Raw genomic sequence first — 15,218 nt, 5'->3', positions numbered from 1 at the left:
CCCTAAAGCACGTTGAGCATCGCGAGCGCGGTTTCCTGCAGATGCGGCAGCACGCGCCGCACGGCCGCGTCGGTCGTCTCCGCGCCGATCGGCATGTTCGTGCTCAGCGCGGCGACGACTTCGCCGTGACGGTTCTTCAGCGGCACCGCGATGCCGCGCACGCCGACCTGCAATTGCTGCTCGATCACCGCGAAGCCCGCGTCGCGCGCGTGGTCGACCTGTTCGAGCAGGCGTGCCTTGTTGGTGATCGTGTGCGGCGTGAACGGCGCGAGTTCGGTGTCGTCGAGCCACGTGCGGACGGCCTCGCGATCCGGTTGATGCGCGAGCAGCACGACGCCCGGCGACGTCAGCGGGGCGGGCACGCGCGCGCCGAGCACGAAGCCGGTCGTCATCACGCGCGACACGCCGTTGCGGGCGATGAACACGAGTTCCCAGCCGTCGAGCACGCTCACGTACGCCGATTCGTTCAGCGACGCGCTCAGTTGCTGCAGATAGGGCTGGACCGTGCGCGGCAGGCGCGCCGAATCGAAGTACGACCAGCCGACCCGCAGCACGCGAGGCGTGAGGCCGTACAGCTTGCCGTCGGTGTACACGTAGCCGAGCGATTCGAGCGTCAGCAGGTAGCGCCGCGCGGCCGTGCGCGTGAGGCCGGTGCGGGCGGCGGCCTGGGTCGGCGTCATCCGCGCGTGCTGGCTGTCGAATGCCTCGAGGATCATCAGGCCCTTTTCGAGGCCGGCAATCCAGTCGCGTCGGTCGAGGTCGGGCTTTTTCATGGTCGGGGGCGCGTCGTGCGCGGTGTTCGTGCGGGAGTGGGCGATTATCGCGCGGCGCGGCGGACAATGCGACATGCGGCCAGCCGGCGCTATCCGTTCGGCCTTGCAGCCCGTGCATCGTGGCAACGGCCTCGATCGAGGGCTGCGAGTACCTGTACACCGAAGATATGCATGACGGCTTGCGGGTGGAGGGTGATCCAGTATTGCGGAATCCGTTTGTCTGAGCGCCGGCGGTTTCGGGCACGCGCTCGTCCGGCGTTCTGGTCGCGACGGGCGGTCAGGCAGCGCGAGGTTCTCGGGCTCACGTGTGTTCGTGACAAAGCGCGGCAATCCGCCATCGGGTGTCGCTCACGCACCACAGCTCCAGAAAATCGAAGCGAGAATCCATCGTTCCGTCGTGCCAGACGAATCCAGTTCCGGATATCGTCGCCCATTGCGCGTGCTCGGCGATCTGTATCGCGTCATCCCGGTATGCAACACGACGTGTGACCGTCGCCCGTTCGGCCGACAGGGCGCGCATTCGAGCGAGAAACTGCGCTTTCGGACGAAAGCGATTTTCGTGCTGGATAAAGAAGTGCGGGCTTGCCACGAAATCGAGTTGCTCGACGTCGGCGTGGCGATACGCATCGATCCAGACTTCGCGCATCTGCATCAGTGTGAATCGAGGTTCCATGTCGCTTGCATTCCGGTTGAAGTGCGAGTTGCCGTGTGTGCGGCTATTCGCTTGGGAAGGAACGCAGCCTATGGCTTCGACAGGTGTTTGGGCAATCGGACAGGTCTGAATCTGGCGTTCGGCGAGCGATGCAATGCATTGGCGCCGGCGACATCCAGCTCATGCGCTCGAGCAATCCCGGCCGAGGGGCCGTGACCGTAATGGTGTGATCGATGCTGCCACGTCGACGCGAACGACGTCGATGCCGGGACGGGAAGTGAGGCGGGGGCGTGGCCGATACGCACCCGACGGCGGCCGATGGCTGAAGAGGGGGCAGCGGCGCGTCGGCGCCGCCGGTCGAATGCAAAAAGCGGCGGATGCGGCGCGCCTGTTACGCCCGCCGCATCCCGATTGCCATTACTCGCTGCTCGTCCACTCGACGTTCGCACCGACCGAACGCAGGTTTTCGACGAAATGCGGGTGCGCGCGGCGGATCGGCAGCGCGTTCATGATTTCCGAGCGGCCTTCGATGCTCGCGGCCACCATCAGCAGCGCGATCGCGACACGGATGATGTACGGGCTCTCGACGCGCGCCGGCGTCAGTTGCAGGCCGCCGAACGTGATCAGCCGGTGCGGATCGGACAGCAGCACGTGCGCGCCGAATTTCGACAGTTCGCCGGACCAGCCGAGCGCGCCGTCGTAGACCTTGTTCCAGAACATCGCGCTGCCTTCCGCACGCACGCCGAGCGCGATGAAGATCGGCAGCAGGTCGACCGGCAGGTACGGCCACGGCGCGGCTTCGACCTTGGTCAGGATGTTCTGCGTGAACGGCCGGCGCACGCGCAGCGGGCCGTCGCGTTCCGCACGGGACCAGCCGTCGCGGTGCGTGACGGTCACGCCGAACTTCGCGAACGTGCGGTCGATCAGCGGGAAATGCTCCGGCGACGAGTTGCGCACCGTGATGTCGCCGCCGGTGATCGCGCCCAGCGCGAGGAACGTCGCGATTTCGTGGAAATCCTCGGCAAAGCGGAATTCGCCGCCGCCGAGCTTGCCGCCGCCCGTCACGCACAGGCGCGACGTGCCGATGCCTTCGATCGCGACGCCGATCATCGCGAGGAACTGGCAGAACTCCTGCACGTGGGGCTCGGACGCCGCATTCATCAGCGTGGAGGTGCCGCCGGCGGCCGTCGCGCACAGCGCGAAGTTTTCGGTGGTCGTCACCGATGCGTAGTCGAGCCAGTGATCGTTGGCCGTCAGCGGGCCGTCGGCACGGACGATCAGCGAATCGGGCGTGCGCTCGATGTGCGCGCCGAAGCGCTCGAACACTTCGACGTGCGGATCGATTTCGCGCACGCCGAGCGTGCAGCCCTTCACGTCGTTCTCGAGGCGCGCGACGCCGAAGCGCGCGAGCAGCGGCGGAATCAGCATGATCGACGAACGCATCGCCTCGGGCAGGCGGTGAACGGCCGGGTCGAACGTCGTGTTGCGATGGTGGAGTTCGAGAATGCCGGTCGTGAAGTCGACCGACACGTCGCTGCCGAGCGTGCGGAAGATGTCGAGGATCTTGCGCACGTCGGTGATGTCCGGCACGCCGACGAGGCGCAGCGGCTGATCGGTCAACAGGGTGGCGCACAGGATCGGCAGGACGGCGTTCTTGTTCGCGGACGGCTTGATGTCCCCGCGCAGCGGAGTGCCGCCGTGGACGATGAGATTCGACATGATATGGGGGCGTATCTGTGACTGACGTAGGCCCATATGATGCCATTGGTCGGCGGGTGACGTGGAATGTTCAGAGGGCAAAAAGGGCTTCTGCGCGCGGGATTGACCGTGTTTGACGTTGGGCGAGGGCCGGGCCCGTCCGGCTCGCCGGGGATAGTAGCCGGTGTGAAAATGGCCGGCGCGTATTGCGGCCGGCCCTCCGGTCATCTCCTCACTCCGCCGCCCGCATCCGCGCGGCGACCACCAGCGAGATCAGGCAACCCACCGCGAGATAGCCGGCGACCAGGTGCCATGAACCGCCGGCCAGGCTGACCAGCGCCACCGCGATGAACGGCGTGAACCCGCCGCCGACGACGCTCGCGAACTGATAACCGACGCCCGCGCCGCTGTAGCGGTATTCCGCACCGAACAACTCGGTGAAGAGCGGCTGCTGGACGCTCACGATCATGTCGTGCGCGGCATTGGCCAGCAGGATCGAGAAGACCACGATCCACGCGATCGAGCGCGATTCCAGCGCGACGAAGAACGGCACCGCCGACGCGAGGCCGATCAGCGCGCCGATCAGGTAGATGCGGCGCAGGCCGAAGCGGTCCGCCAGCCACGCGAAACACGGGATCGTCACGCAGCTGACCGCGCCGACCAGCAGGCCGATGTTCAGGAACAGGTCGCGCGACATGCCGAGGTTCGACGTCGAATAGCTGAGCGCGAACGCGGTGACGATATACATCGTGAACAGTTCGGCGAGCCGCAGCGCGACGATCAGCAGGAACGCCTTCGGATGGCGCGTCAGCGCCTCCAGCACCGGCAGGCGCAGCTTGCGATTGCCGTGCTCGACCTTCTCGACGAATTCCTGCGACTCGTCCATGCTCTTGCGGACCCACAGCCCGATCAGCACCAGCACGATGCTGAACACGAACGGCAGGCGCCAGCCCCACGACTTGAACGCGGCCTCTCCGAGCGTATGGCTCAGGATCGACACGATCCCCGTGGCCAGCACGAGCCCGACGCCGTAGCCGACCTGCACGCCGCTGCTGTAGAACGCCTTTTTCTGCTTCGGTGCGCTCTCGACGGCCATCAGCGCCGCGCCGCCCCATTCGCCACCGACCGCGAAGCCCTGGATCGCACGCATCAGCACCAGCAGCACGGGCGCCCACCAGCCGATCGTCGCGAAGCTCGGCAGCAGGCCGATCGCGACGGTCGACAGCCCCATCAGCATCACGGTCAGCACGAGCATCCGCTTGCGGCCGAGCCGGTCGCCGTAATGGCCGAACACGACGCCGCCGAGCGGCCGGAACAGGAAGCCGACGCCGAAGGTCGCGAACGCCGCGAGCGTGCCCATGGTCGGGCTGACCTTCGGAAAGAATTCGGAATTGAAGACGAGTGCGGCGACGATCCCGTACAGCAGGAAGTCGTACCAGTCGACGACGGCACCGACGAAGCTGCCGATCGCGGCCTTGCGGGCCTGGCTGCGCGCGCGGGCGCCGGCGGCGGCGTCGAGGGTGTCGAAGGTTGGGGTCATGGCGAAGTCTCCTGGCATGGCGCATCGTGGAATCGTGGCGGCGCCGCGTCCGATGCTGCATTGAAGTCGATGGGTGGACGGAGAATAGGGCGCGCGCCGCGCGACGGCAATTGGCCGATCGGACAAAATGCGCGATTATCGCTCTTTTATGTGCGATTATCGAACGAATCCCGGGTTTGCACTAGGCGAGGCATTCGTATCCCGTTCGGCCAGGGTGTGCCGGCGTGAACGATCTGGTTAAAATCGGGACCATCAAAACCTTGCCCGAATCGGGCGGACACCCGGCCACCCCATCGGCCGGGGATGCCGCACGCGCGGGCGTCATCCCCATCGACCGCATACCCCCGGAGACTGTAATGCCCGGCAATTCCCACCCCCTGTCCAGCGATACGCCGCCCGTTGCCGATCCGGCCGCCAATCCGCTCGGGATGGCCGGACTCGAATTCGTCGAGTTCGCGGCGCCGGTGCCGGACGCGCTCGCGCAACGCTTCGAGCAGCTCGGATTCAAGGCGATCGCGCGCCATGTCAGCAAGAACGTCACGCTGTACCGGCAAGGGCAGATGCAGTTCCTGATCAACGCCGAGCCCGATTCGTTCGCTGCGCGCTATGCAGAGGAATACGGGATGGGCGTGTGCGCGATCGGGCTGCGGGTGGCCAGCGCACGGCGCGCGTTCGAGCGTGCGATCGAGCTCGGCGCGTGGGCGTTCGAGGGCGAGCGGATCGGGGTCGGCGAGCTGAAGATTCCGGCGATCCAGGGGATCGGCGATTCGCACCTTTATTTCGTCGATCGCTGGCGTGGGCGGGACGGCCAGCGCGGCGGCGTCGGCGACATCTCGATCTTCGACATCGATTTCCGGCCGATCGACATCGCGACCGCGCATACCGATCTCGATTGCGCGGGCACGGGCCTGCAGCAGGTCGACCATTTCACGCAGACGGTCGGCGCGGGGCGCATGCGCGAGTGGCTCGACTTCTATCACGACCTGCTGCACTTCCGCGAAATCCATGAAATCGACGCGCACTGGCATGTGTCGGAAGAGTCGCGCGTGATGGTGTCGCCGTGCGGCGCGGTGCGGATTCCGGTCTACGAGGAAGGCACGCGCCGCACCGAGCTGATGCACGCGTATTTGCCGGACCATCCGGGCGAAGGCGTCCAGCACGTTGCGCTGGCGACCGACGACATCCTGGCGAGCGTCGATGCGCTGCGCGCGAACGGCGTCGAATTCATCGAACCGCCGGCGCGCTATTACGACGAAGTCGATGCGCGGCTGCCGGGGCACGGCGTCGATCTCGACGCGCTGCGCCGCCGCGCGGTGCTGGTCGACGGCGAAATCGGCAGCGACGGCGTGCCGCGCCTGTTCTTCCAGACCTTCGTCAAGCGCCGGCCCGGCGAGATCTTCTTCGAGATCGTGCAGCGGCAGGGGCACCACGGATTCGGGGAAGGGAACCTCGCAGCGCTGGCCCGCGCCCGCGACGCCGGGTGAGCGGCAGAGGGCGTGGTCGCGGTAGTGGCGACGGCTGCGAGTGCGACTGAGAAATCAGCGACCGCGTAACGTCACCCGCCCGCGGCCGGCACACGGTTCGGCGCCGGATCGTTCGGCGCCTTGAGCGCGCATGCGGTACCGCCCGGCGTGTACATCGACACGACGCAGCGATTGCATGACGTGCAGCCCGATTGCGCGATGCGGCCGTCGCGCAGTTCGTTCACGAAACCCGGCTCGAACACGAGCGCGCGGGCGAGCGCCACCGCGTCGAATCCTTCGCGCATCGCCAGCGCGACGTTCTCGCGCGAGCGCACGCCGCCGAGATAGGCGAGCGGCATCCGGACGGCCGCTCGCACCTGCCGCGAATGCTCGAGGAAATACATCTCCCGAAACGCGCCCATCTTCGGCTCGGTGAGCTTCTGCAGCGCCATCGCGGTGCGCACGATCGCGTTGTCGGCGTTCGCGCGCGCCTCGCCGGGCAGCGGGCTGCCGAACAGCTGCCACACCGACTCGACGTTCATCCCGCCGCTCAGCACCAGCAAGTGCGCGCCCTCGGCCTCGAGCCGCCGTGCGATCTCGGATGCGTCGTCGGGCGTTCCGCCGCCACGCACCCCTTCGGTCACGCCGATCTTGCAGACCACGGCGAGATCGCGGCCGACCGCATCGAGCACGCGGCGCAGCACCTCGACGGGGAACGTCGCGCGACGCGCCGCATCGCCGCCGTATGCGTCGCGGCGGCGGTTGTACAGCGGCGACAGGAACTGGCTCAGCAGATAACCGTGACCCATATGGATCTCGACCGCGTCGAAGCCCGCGTCGCGCGCGTGGCGCGCCGCGCGTGCGAATTCGTCGGCGATGACGGTCATCTGATCGCGCGTCATCGCCTGCTTCAGGAAGCGGCCGCTCATCACGCCGACCTTGTTGAACCCGCCCGACGCACTCAACGGACGTTTCGTCGACAGCGACGGCAGGAACGTGAAGCAGCCGCCGTGGGTGATCTGCGCGGACGCCGCCGCGCCGTGGCGATGCACCGCGTCGGTCAGCGCGCGGAATTGCCGGACCGTGGGCGCATCGAGCCGCGCCTGGTCGACGAACGTGCGGCCGTCGTCGCTGACCGCGCAGTACGCGACCGTCGTCAGCGCGGCGCCGCCCGCGGCGATGCGTTCATGAAACCCGACGAGCGCACGCGACGGCACGCCGTTCGGCGTCATCCCTTCGTTGGTCGCGGATTTGATCAAGCGGTTGCGCAGCGTCAGCGGGCCGATCTGCAGCGGGCTGAATGCAGTATCGAGGGCGGCAGGTTCCATGTCGGGCGTGCGTCGGAATGGGGATGGCGACCATTGTGCGGAGCCGACGCCGGATCGCATCGTCCACGTGGATGATCCGCCGCCCGCCGCCCGGGCGCCCGCACCGCCTAGTCGGCCGCGCCCAGCTTGCGCGCCTGGCGGCGCATCCCGTCGAAGATCGCATCGGCCACGTCTGACGGGAAATCCGCCGGAATGCGCGACGCGACGCCGGCGATTACCGGTTCGGTGCGTGCCGCCACATCGGCCATGGCCGCGCGTACGACGTCTTCGGTCAGACCGACACGCGCGCCTTGCGCGATCCAGTGACGCGGCTGGATGTCGCCGATCACGTAATGGCGATTCTTCCCGCACACGGCCATCGCGAGCCGGGCGCGCCGCGGCGGCAGTTGGTTGCGGCGCGTGCCGATGATCGGATGCGCGGACAGCACGTCGTACAGCGGCGTGCTGCGATACGTGTTGCCGGGCAGGTGCGCGATGCTGAAATTCTTCGCGTGGCCGTCGATGGCCGCGAGCACCCAGAACACGAGCTGCGTGACGAAGAAGTTCGTCCGGTCCCGCGCGGCCTCGGCGGAATTCGCGAGGATGCCCATGATCGTCGCGATGCCGGGGCCGCCGTCGGATTCGTATTTGGCGCCCGACGGCGTGCCGGTCGCCTGGCACATGTCCTCCTGCGGCAGCCGCAGGATCCAGATGCCGTCGCGGGACGGACGGCGGTCGAAACGCTCGACGATCAGCGCCTTCTGGTCGTCGAACCGGCCGATGTCGCACGCGGCGACCGGCAGGCCGTACGCGGCGACGATCTTCGAACACAGCCATTCGTTCTCGACCGACGTGCGCATGTCGGCCTGCATGTTCCCGACGCGCCCCAGCGGCAGCTTGAAGATATGCGTGGTCGGCGTGCTGCCCGCCGGCAGCAGCCAGCGATCGCCGTCGCGCAATAACGCGGTTTTTTCCTGCGCGCCGGCGATCGACAGGCGCAGCTCGCCGTCCGGCTCCGCGTGGCCGGGCAGCGGCGCGGCGGTCGCGTGGCGCAGCACGTCGGCCACGGCCGTATCGTCGAGCGCGGTGCCGTCGATCGATTCGAGGTCGACCGGTGCTTCGTCCGGGGGCAACAACTGCAGCGCCCCGACGCAATCGCGGCCGATCGACGCGAGCAGTTCGAACGGCGCCGTCGACCCGAGCCGGTAGCGCTGCGCGATGCGGCGGCGGATCGGCTGGCTGTCCGGCAGCAGGTTGTCGAAGTAGTCGGCGACGATCGCGCCCTGGTGCGGCTGATTGCCCGGCGTGAACGGCAGCGACAGCGACAGCGGACGGCCTTGCGGATCGTCGACCCACGCCGGCAGGTAGACGAGGCGCTCGACGCCGCGCCGGACTTCCCAGTAGCCGACCGGGATGCCGTTCATCCACAGGTCGAGGCGGTCGTGGCGGGGGCGGCGGGCCATCGTCACCAGTCCTCCCGCGTGGTGCCCCGAGGCTTGCCGGGCGTGGCGGCGGCGGGCCGTTTCCGCGTGGCGGCGGATGGGGCCTTCGCAGCGGCCGGCGGGCGAGCCGGCAGCTCGGACGAACCGGGCGAACCGGACGAGCGACCGCGCGCGGCCGGCGTGCGCTTGGGCGCCGGCGCGGTGCCAGCTGGCGCCGCTGCGTCGTCCGGCGTGCCCGGCTCGAGCGCCAGGCGAACGCCGAGCACGTTCAGCACCTTGAAAAGACGTTCGATACTGACCGTGGACGGATTGGCTTCGAGCTGCGCGTACGACTGTTGCGTCACGCCGAGGCGGGCAGCGAGCTGCGCCTGCGTGAACCCCGCCGACTTCCGGAAGCCGACGAGGATCGGGCGCAACTGGCTCAAGGTCTGGACAGGGAATGCCATGGGCTCTCCGCGCAATGACAGGCGATCGTTTGTAATCGAAAAATACAGTCTATGGTATGTATCGTCAAAATACAAACCTCAGACTGTATTTCATAAAAACAAACGATAGCCCGTCAAGCGGAAACCCGTGGGGCGGCGCCAGGACGCGCGGCACGCGCCTGTCAGCCTGTCGCCCGTCAGCCCGTCAGCCCGGCATCATCACGCCGCCCGCAGCGGGCTCGCATCGGCGGCGCCCGCGCTTTCCGGATCGTCGTCGCCGAGCGGGATGAACGCCATGATTTCCAGGTCGTGCCCCGACAGCGCCGGCAGCCGGAACGGACTCGACAGCACGTTCAGCCGCCGCACGCCGAGCTCACGCAGGATCTGCGAGCCGATTCCCGTCACGCGGCCGTCACGGCGTGCGTGGCCGGCCGGCGTTCGCATCGCGTCGCCGCGCATGTCGCAGTCGAGCAGCACCGCGACGCCGCAACCGGCCGCGTCGATCCGCTGCAGCGCCGCGTGCAGCGGCCACGAATGCGCGGACGGTTCCGCGTCGAGCAGGTCGAGCAGCGAATGGCATTCGTGCACGCGCGTCAGCACGGGTGTCGACGGATCGGGCTCGCCGCGCACCAGCGCAAGATGTGGCGCACCGTGCACGGTGTCGCGATACTCGATCGCGCGGAACCGGCCCCACGGCGTATGCAGCGGCCGTTCGCCGACACGTTCGACGAGCGACTCGTGCTCGCGGCGGTAATGGATCAGGTCCGCGATCGTGCCGATCTTCAGCCCGTGATGCGCGGCGAACGTCCGCAGCTCGGGCAGCCGCGCCATCGTGCCGTCGTCGTTCATCACCTCGCAGATTACCGACGCGGGCGTGAGCCCGGCGAGCGCCGCGAGATCGCAGCCGGCCTCCGTGTGTCCCGCGCGCACCAGCACGCCGCCCGGGCGCGCGGCGATCGGAAACACGTGGCCGGGCCGCACGAGATCGTCGGGACGCGCGCCCGCGCGCACCGCCGCGCGGATCGTTCGCGCGCGATCGGCTGCCGAAATGCCGGTCGTCACGCCTTCGGCCGCCTCGATGCTGACGGTGAACGCGGTACCGAATGGCGTGCCGTTGCGATCGGCCATCGGCGGCAGACGCAGTTGCTCGCAGCGCTCCGCGGTCAGCGTCAGGCAGATCAGCCCGCGCCCGAAGCGCGCCATGAAGTTGATCGCGTCGGGCGTCACGTGATCGGCCGCGATCACGAGGTCGCCTTCGTTTTCGCGGTCCTCCTCGTCGACGAGCAGGACCATCCGTCCCGCACGCAGCTCGTCGACGATTTCCCGCGTACCGGCGAGCGTCATTGCGCCTCCGTCGCGTCGAAGGCGCGGCGCAGCGCGTCGGCGCCGAAGGTCAGCACGCGATCGGCCGCGTCGATTGCGCCGAGCATGCTCGCGAAGCCGTGCAGCTGCCCCGGCCAACGCACGAGCGAGACCGGCGTGCCGGCCTGCGCGAGGCGCAGTGCGTACGCTTCGGCCTCGTCGCGCAACGGATCGAATTCCGCGCTGACGATGGTGGCCGGCGCCGCGCCCGACAGGTCCGCCACGGCGAGCGGGCTCGCGAGCGGCGATGCGCGGTCGGCGCCGTCGTCGAAATACTGGCGCTTGAACCAGCGCATCGCGTCCGCCGTCAGGAAATAGCCTTCGCCGAGCGATTCGTACGACGGATGCTCGTTCGCGCAATCGACGACCGGATACAGCAGCAACTGGTGCGCGATCGCGATGCCCGAGCCGCGCAACTGCAGCGCGGCGACCGCGGCCAGGTTGCCGCCCGCGCTGTCGCCGGCCACGGCGATCGCCCCGGCGCGCGCACCGAGATCACGCGCACCGGCGGCGGCCCAGCGCACTGCGTCGCAAGCGTCCTGCGCGGCTGCCGGGAAGCGCGCTTCGGGCGCGAGCCGGTAATCGACCGACAGCACGAGCGTGCGCGCCCGCCTGGCAAGACTGCGGCACAGGTTCGCGTGCGAATCGATCCCGCACGCGACGAAGCCGCCGCCGTGGAAAAACACGGTCAGCGGCAACGGCCCGTCGGCATCGGGCCGATACAGTCGTGCGGATAACTGACGACCCGGCGCCGGGATCTGCCAGTCCTCTTCGGCGGCAATCGCGTCGCCGGGCGCGAACGCGCTGCCTCCGGCGAGGCTCGCACGGTACGCGGGCACGGTCAGTGGATCGAAATCGATCGGGGGCACTTGGGCGAGCGCGGCGAGCAGCGCCTGCGCCTGAGGGTCGAGCGGCATTGGAACTCCTGTCTGAATCGGATGCGGTCTGAATCAGGTAAACCCGCATCGCGGTTTTCCCTGAGCCCGCGCCGGATGCTTGCCGGCACGGCCTGACGGGCATTCCAGCGCAGCGGGCAGGGTGCCACATCATCCGATTGGACGATGGTTCGCGCGTCCGGATGGCCAAAGCTCACCATTCAGTGAATGTCCCGATGACGCCGGAATTAAGACACGTCTTAATCATGGCGGCGCGGATGAATCGCACCGAACACAAGTTGCATGGAGGATGGAGCGTGCTGATGGAGACGAGATGGGCCCCGCAAGAGAGCCAGTCAACGAGCGAGGAGGCCGACATCGGCGTCGCTGATTTCAGCGAGCTGATGGCGCGCATCTACCAGGGGCCGATGGAAACGCCGCCGTGGGCCGGCGCGCTCGAGATGGTTCGCCGGCTGCTGCAGGCCAGCTACGTGACGCTGATCCTGCGCGCGGCCGCGAGCGACCGTCGCGCGCCGCTGTCCGTGCATGCATCGGAGTTCGGCCCGGTCGTGCCGGGGGACGGCGAGGCGTCGTACAACAATTACTACTATTCGCTCGACCCGTTCGTCGGCCTGCCGGCCGATCGCGTGGTCACGGTCGACGACGTGTTCGGCGATACGGGCTGGCTGTCGAGCGAACTGTACAAGCAGTTCCTGAAGCCGCAGGACGTGCGCTACATTCTCGGCGCGGACCTGCGCACGCCGTCGGGCGTCGAGTGCCGGTTCCGCGTGTGCCGCAATCATGCGTCGAAGCAGTTCTCCGCGCGCGACAAGGCGATCTGCGCGCTGCTGCTGCCGCACCTGAAGCGGGCGGTCGAACTGCATTCGCGGCTCGACACGGCCGAGGTCGAGCGGTCGATCTATGCCAACGCGATCAACCGGATGCAGATCGGCACGATCACGCTCGACGAGAACGGCACGATCATCGACATGAACGGCGTCGCCGACGAGATCCTGAAGCAGAACAACGGTCTGACGATTGCGCGCGGCACGATCGAGGCGACCGATGCGCAGGAGAACCGCACGCTCAAGCGGCTGATCCGCCACGCGGTGATGGGGCATCACGGCACGGCCGCGGCGATCGTCGAGGCGATGCCGATCACGCGCGGCTTCGACAAGCCGCGCCTCGGGCTGCTGGTGCGCACCGTGCTGCTGTCCGACTGGTCGGAGGACAACAAGCGCCGGCCGGCCGTCACGCTGTTCCTGCGCGACCCCGACCGCAAGCCGCAAGGCGCGCAGGAAATCATCCGCAAGCTGTTCGACCTGACACCCGCCGAGACGTCGCTCGCGCTGCTGCTGACGAACGGGCTGACGCTCGAGGAGGCGGCGGAGGAGTCGGGGATCAGCAAGAACACGGCGCGTACGCACCTGCGCGCGATCTTCTCGAAGACGGGCGTGACGCGCCAGGCGACACTCGTGCGAATCCTGCTCGGGAGCGTGGTGCCGCTGGGATAAGTAGAGGCCGATGTCGATCCGTCGGAGTCGGCCGCATTCCTCTGGCGAGCCAGCGACAACGGTCGACGGGGCACGTGACGCTCGGCGATGGAGGCATCATGCAAAAGAGGCTCGCCCGTACATCCGGTTGCCGCTTTCTCGTTTGCCCTTTCAAAGGCCGCGGAGCCGGCCTTCGACATGCGTGCGGGTCTTGCCGCCGACCCAGATTTGACCAGCCTCGTCGCGGGTCAAATGAATGCGGCCATGGCGGCCGAGGCGTGTCCCCTGGGCGGCGACATAGTCGTCGTCAACCACACCTGTCGCGAACAGCCACTGCGCCATTGAAGCATTGAGGCTTCCAGTGACCGGGTCTTCGACGACGGTGCCCAGATGGTCGCTGAAGAAGGCGCGAACCTCGAAGGCCGCGTTGCCGCCTGTTGCATGAGGGCCGATAACGCCGACATCGATCCGGCCGGGCCAACCGCGGAGCGGATTGAGGGCGAGCACCGTTTCCGCCGATACCAGCCTGATGCCCAGCCATCCGGGACCGTTGTCGATCCAGGCGGCATCAAGGACATCGCCGGATTCGATCCCCAGCAGTCGCCGGGCCTGGTCCAATTCATCCTGTGTCGGCGCGCCGGAGCGGATCAGCGGCGGGGCGGCGAAGGAAAGCCGCTCGTGATTGCGTCGGATCGGAACCAGCCCGGCTCCGCATTCCTGGACGATTTCCGCTTCGCTCTTCGGCACGCGGCCCGTCGAGAGCCACGCATGACAGCTGCCGAGCGTCGGGTGCCCGGCAAAAGGCATCTCCCTGTCCAGCGTGAAGATCCTGACCCGGTAGTCCGCCTCAGGATGCGTGGGTGGCAAGAGAAAAGCGGTCTCGGACAGGTTGAACCACCGCGTCAGCCGCTGCATGTCATCCGTTGCCGGGGCATCGGCACCGATGACGACCGCCAGCGGATTGCCCGAAAGCGGCCCGGCGCCGAAGACATCGATCATATGGATCGCAAAGGTCATGACATCGCTCTTTCAATTCAGGTCAGTTCGTGATGGCGCCGACAAGCCGGGATATCAACGTTGCCAGGCAAGCAGATTGACTCCCGCAACGGCGAACACCGCGGATAGCGTGCCTTCGATCCAGCGCCGAAGACGGGTATACAGGGCGATCATCCGAGCGGTCGAGAAGAGGACCGCATAACCACCGAACACGATGACGCCGAGGAACGCGCAACCACCGATGATCGCCGGCAAGGTGCCGCCGGGGGCGTGCTCCTGAAGCCCAAGGGACATGATTGCCATCCAGGCCAGAACCGCCTTCGGGTTCCCGATATGCATGAGAATGCCCTGGCGGTAGAGCCGCCGATAGCGAGGTGTCGAGCGTCCTGGTTCCATCTTCGCGAAGCCGGAGCCCAGTTTCAGCGCCGATCTGCCCGTGCGGAACGCCAGGTAGAGCAGATAGACACCCCCAACCATCTTGATGACGAAAAGCGCCTCGGCATAGGCGGCCAGCACGGCGGAAACGCCGGTCGCCGCCAGGATCGCCCAGAAGAGTGAGCCCGTGATGACGCCGGCAGCCAGAACGAGGGCCGGCAGACGGCCGTCGCGCATCGCTGTTCCCATGATCGCCATGTTGCTCGGTCCGGGGCTGGCGGTGGCGATGAGGTAGGTGCCGTAGGCGAGTGCGATCTGACTGGCGATCATTCGAGTTTCTCCAAAGATGCGGGGCGTCTCCAGCGTTACGGCTGGAGGTCTCCGCGATGAACGATATGGACCTTGTTCCCGTCGGGGTCGCGCAGATACGCGCCGAAGTAGCCGTCACCGTAGTGGGGGCGTAACCCGGGTGCGCCGTCGTCCGTCCCGCCGTGCGCGAGACCGTTCGCGTAGGCCGTGTTCACGGCTTCTTGCGAGGGGGCCAGAAAGGCGACCATGCTGCCGTTGCCGATGGTCGCCGGCTCACCGTCGTACGGGATGTAGACATAGAAGCGCGGCAGCGGCGATTGACCGGTTACCCAGCAAAGCGCCGGAGGCCCGCCATCGGACGTGACGACGCGACGCTTCAGTCCGAGCGGAGCGAGCAGCGCGTCATAGAAACGGCCTGCCCGCCCAAGATCACGCGCCCCAACAGTTACATGGCTCAACATTCGACTCTCCACACGCCTGTCATGGCGATCAGGCGCCTCCAGAAATG

Annotated in this window: 14 protein-coding genes; 2 read left to right on the top strand and 12 right to left on the bottom strand. The window is 67.6% G+C overall.

All coding sequences use genetic code 11. The annotated features are described in order from the left end of the window. Positions 1–2: 2 nt before the first annotated feature. The 4 genes from DID98_RS00605 to shiA all read right to left on the bottom strand — a co-directional run bounded on the left by DID98_RS00605 (position 3) and on the right by shiA (position 4,663). The gene (locus DID98_RS00605) at positions 3–773 is read right to left on the bottom strand and encodes an IclR family transcriptional regulator C-terminal domain-containing protein (protein WP_124484841.1); all 771 of its coding nucleotides are present in this window, start codon (positions 771–773) and stop codon (positions 3–5) included. Positions 774–1,074: 301 nt separating this feature from the next. Beyond that, the gene (locus DID98_RS00595; RefSeq protein ID WP_124519472.1) at positions 1,075–1,446 is read right to left on the bottom strand and encodes a DUF4440 domain-containing protein; all 372 of its coding nucleotides are present in this window, start codon (positions 1,444–1,446) and stop codon (positions 1,075–1,077) included. Positions 1,447–1,842: 396 nt separating this feature from the next. Then, on the bottom strand, positions 1,843–3,144 hold the full coding sequence (locus DID98_RS00590; RefSeq protein WP_124519561.1) for a UDP-N-acetylglucosamine 1-carboxyvinyltransferase: 1,302 nt from the start codon (positions 3,142–3,144) through the stop codon (positions 1,843–1,845). A gap of 211 nt (positions 3,145–3,355) precedes the next feature. Next, the gene (gene shiA, locus DID98_RS00585) at positions 3,356–4,663 is read right to left on the bottom strand and encodes a shikimate transporter (RefSeq protein WP_124484839.1); all 1,308 of its coding nucleotides are present in this window, start codon (positions 4,661–4,663) and stop codon (positions 3,356–3,358) included. Positions 4,664–5,019: 356 nt separating this feature from the next. On the opposite strand from shiA, the gene DID98_RS00575 reads away from it, so the two are divergent. Then, entirely contained in the window at positions 5,020–6,147 is a 1,128-nt protein-coding gene (locus tag DID98_RS00575; protein WP_044843109.1) for a 4-hydroxyphenylpyruvate dioxygenase family protein, read from the top strand. A gap of 71 nt (positions 6,148–6,218) precedes the next feature. Here the strand turns inward: DID98_RS00575 and DID98_RS00570 are convergent, their stop codons facing one another. From DID98_RS00570 to DID98_RS00550, 5 genes are all read right to left on the bottom strand, one after another. Next, complete coding sequence (locus DID98_RS00570; RefSeq protein ID WP_124519470.1) at positions 6,219–7,454, bottom strand: NADH:flavin oxidoreductase; 1,236 nt, start codon at positions 7,452–7,454, stop codon at positions 6,219–6,221. Positions 7,455–7,561: 107 nt separating this feature from the next. Continuing rightward, positions 7,562–8,896 carry a type II toxin-antitoxin system HipA family toxin gene (locus DID98_RS00565; protein ID WP_124570029.1) on the bottom strand — a complete coding sequence of 445 codons (1,335 nt, stop codon included), beginning with the start codon at positions 8,894–8,896 and terminating at the stop codon, positions 7,562–7,564. Positions 8,897–8,898: 2 nt separating this feature from the next. After that, on the bottom strand, positions 8,899–9,321 hold the full coding sequence (locus DID98_RS00560; RefSeq protein WP_124519468.1) for a helix-turn-helix transcriptional regulator: 423 nt from the start codon (positions 9,319–9,321) through the stop codon (positions 8,899–8,901). A 198-nt stretch (positions 9,322–9,519) separates the two neighbouring features. After that, the gene (ribBA, locus tag DID98_RS00555) at positions 9,520–10,644 is read right to left on the bottom strand and encodes a bifunctional 3,4-dihydroxy-2-butanone-4-phosphate synthase/GTP cyclohydrolase II (RefSeq protein ID WP_124519467.1); all 1,125 of its coding nucleotides are present in this window, start codon (positions 10,642–10,644) and stop codon (positions 9,520–9,522) included. Beyond that, positions 10,641–11,579, bottom strand: a complete 939-nt coding sequence (locus DID98_RS00550) for an alpha/beta hydrolase (protein WP_124519466.1) — start codon at positions 11,577–11,579, stop codon at positions 10,641–10,643. Before DID98_RS00550 ends, ribBA begins: the two co-directional genes overlap by 4 nt. A gap of 281 nt (positions 11,580–11,860) precedes the next feature. Here DID98_RS00550 and DID98_RS00545 point away from each other — a divergent pair, with 281 nt between their 5' ends. Next, positions 11,861–13,051 carry a helix-turn-helix transcriptional regulator gene (locus DID98_RS00545; RefSeq protein ID WP_044843154.1) on the top strand — a complete coding sequence of 397 codons (1,191 nt, stop codon included), beginning with the start codon at positions 11,861–11,863 and terminating at the stop codon, positions 13,049–13,051. A gap of 150 nt (positions 13,052–13,201) precedes the next feature. Here DID98_RS00545 and DID98_RS00540 read toward each other — a convergent pair whose 3' ends face one another. Genes DID98_RS00540 through DID98_RS00530 form a run of 3 tightly spaced genes read right to left on the bottom strand, consistent with a single transcriptional unit; the run spans position 13,202 to position 15,171 of the window. Continuing rightward, positions 13,202–14,047 carry a PhzF family phenazine biosynthesis protein gene (locus DID98_RS00540; RefSeq protein WP_124519465.1) on the bottom strand — a complete coding sequence of 282 codons (846 nt, stop codon included), beginning with the start codon at positions 14,045–14,047 and terminating at the stop codon, positions 13,202–13,204. Between the two features lie 54 nt (positions 14,048–14,101). Continuing rightward, the gene (locus tag DID98_RS00535) at positions 14,102–14,731 is read right to left on the bottom strand and encodes a LysE family translocator (protein ID WP_124519464.1); all 630 of its coding nucleotides are present in this window, start codon (positions 14,729–14,731) and stop codon (positions 14,102–14,104) included. Positions 14,732–14,766: 35 nt separating this feature from the next. Beyond that, entirely contained in the window at positions 14,767–15,171 is a 405-nt protein-coding gene (locus DID98_RS00530) for a VOC family protein (protein WP_124519463.1), read from the bottom strand. Between the last annotated feature and the right edge of the window lie 47 nt (positions 15,172–15,218).

Origin of the sequence: Burkholderia sp. Bp8984 (assembly GCF_003853755.1) — a bacterium.
Taxonomy (GTDB): Bacteria; Pseudomonadota; Gammaproteobacteria; order Burkholderiales; family Burkholderiaceae; genus Burkholderia.
The sequence above is the reverse complement of the archived record's forward strand: the minus strand, read 5'-3'. Positions and strand labels throughout refer to the sequence as shown.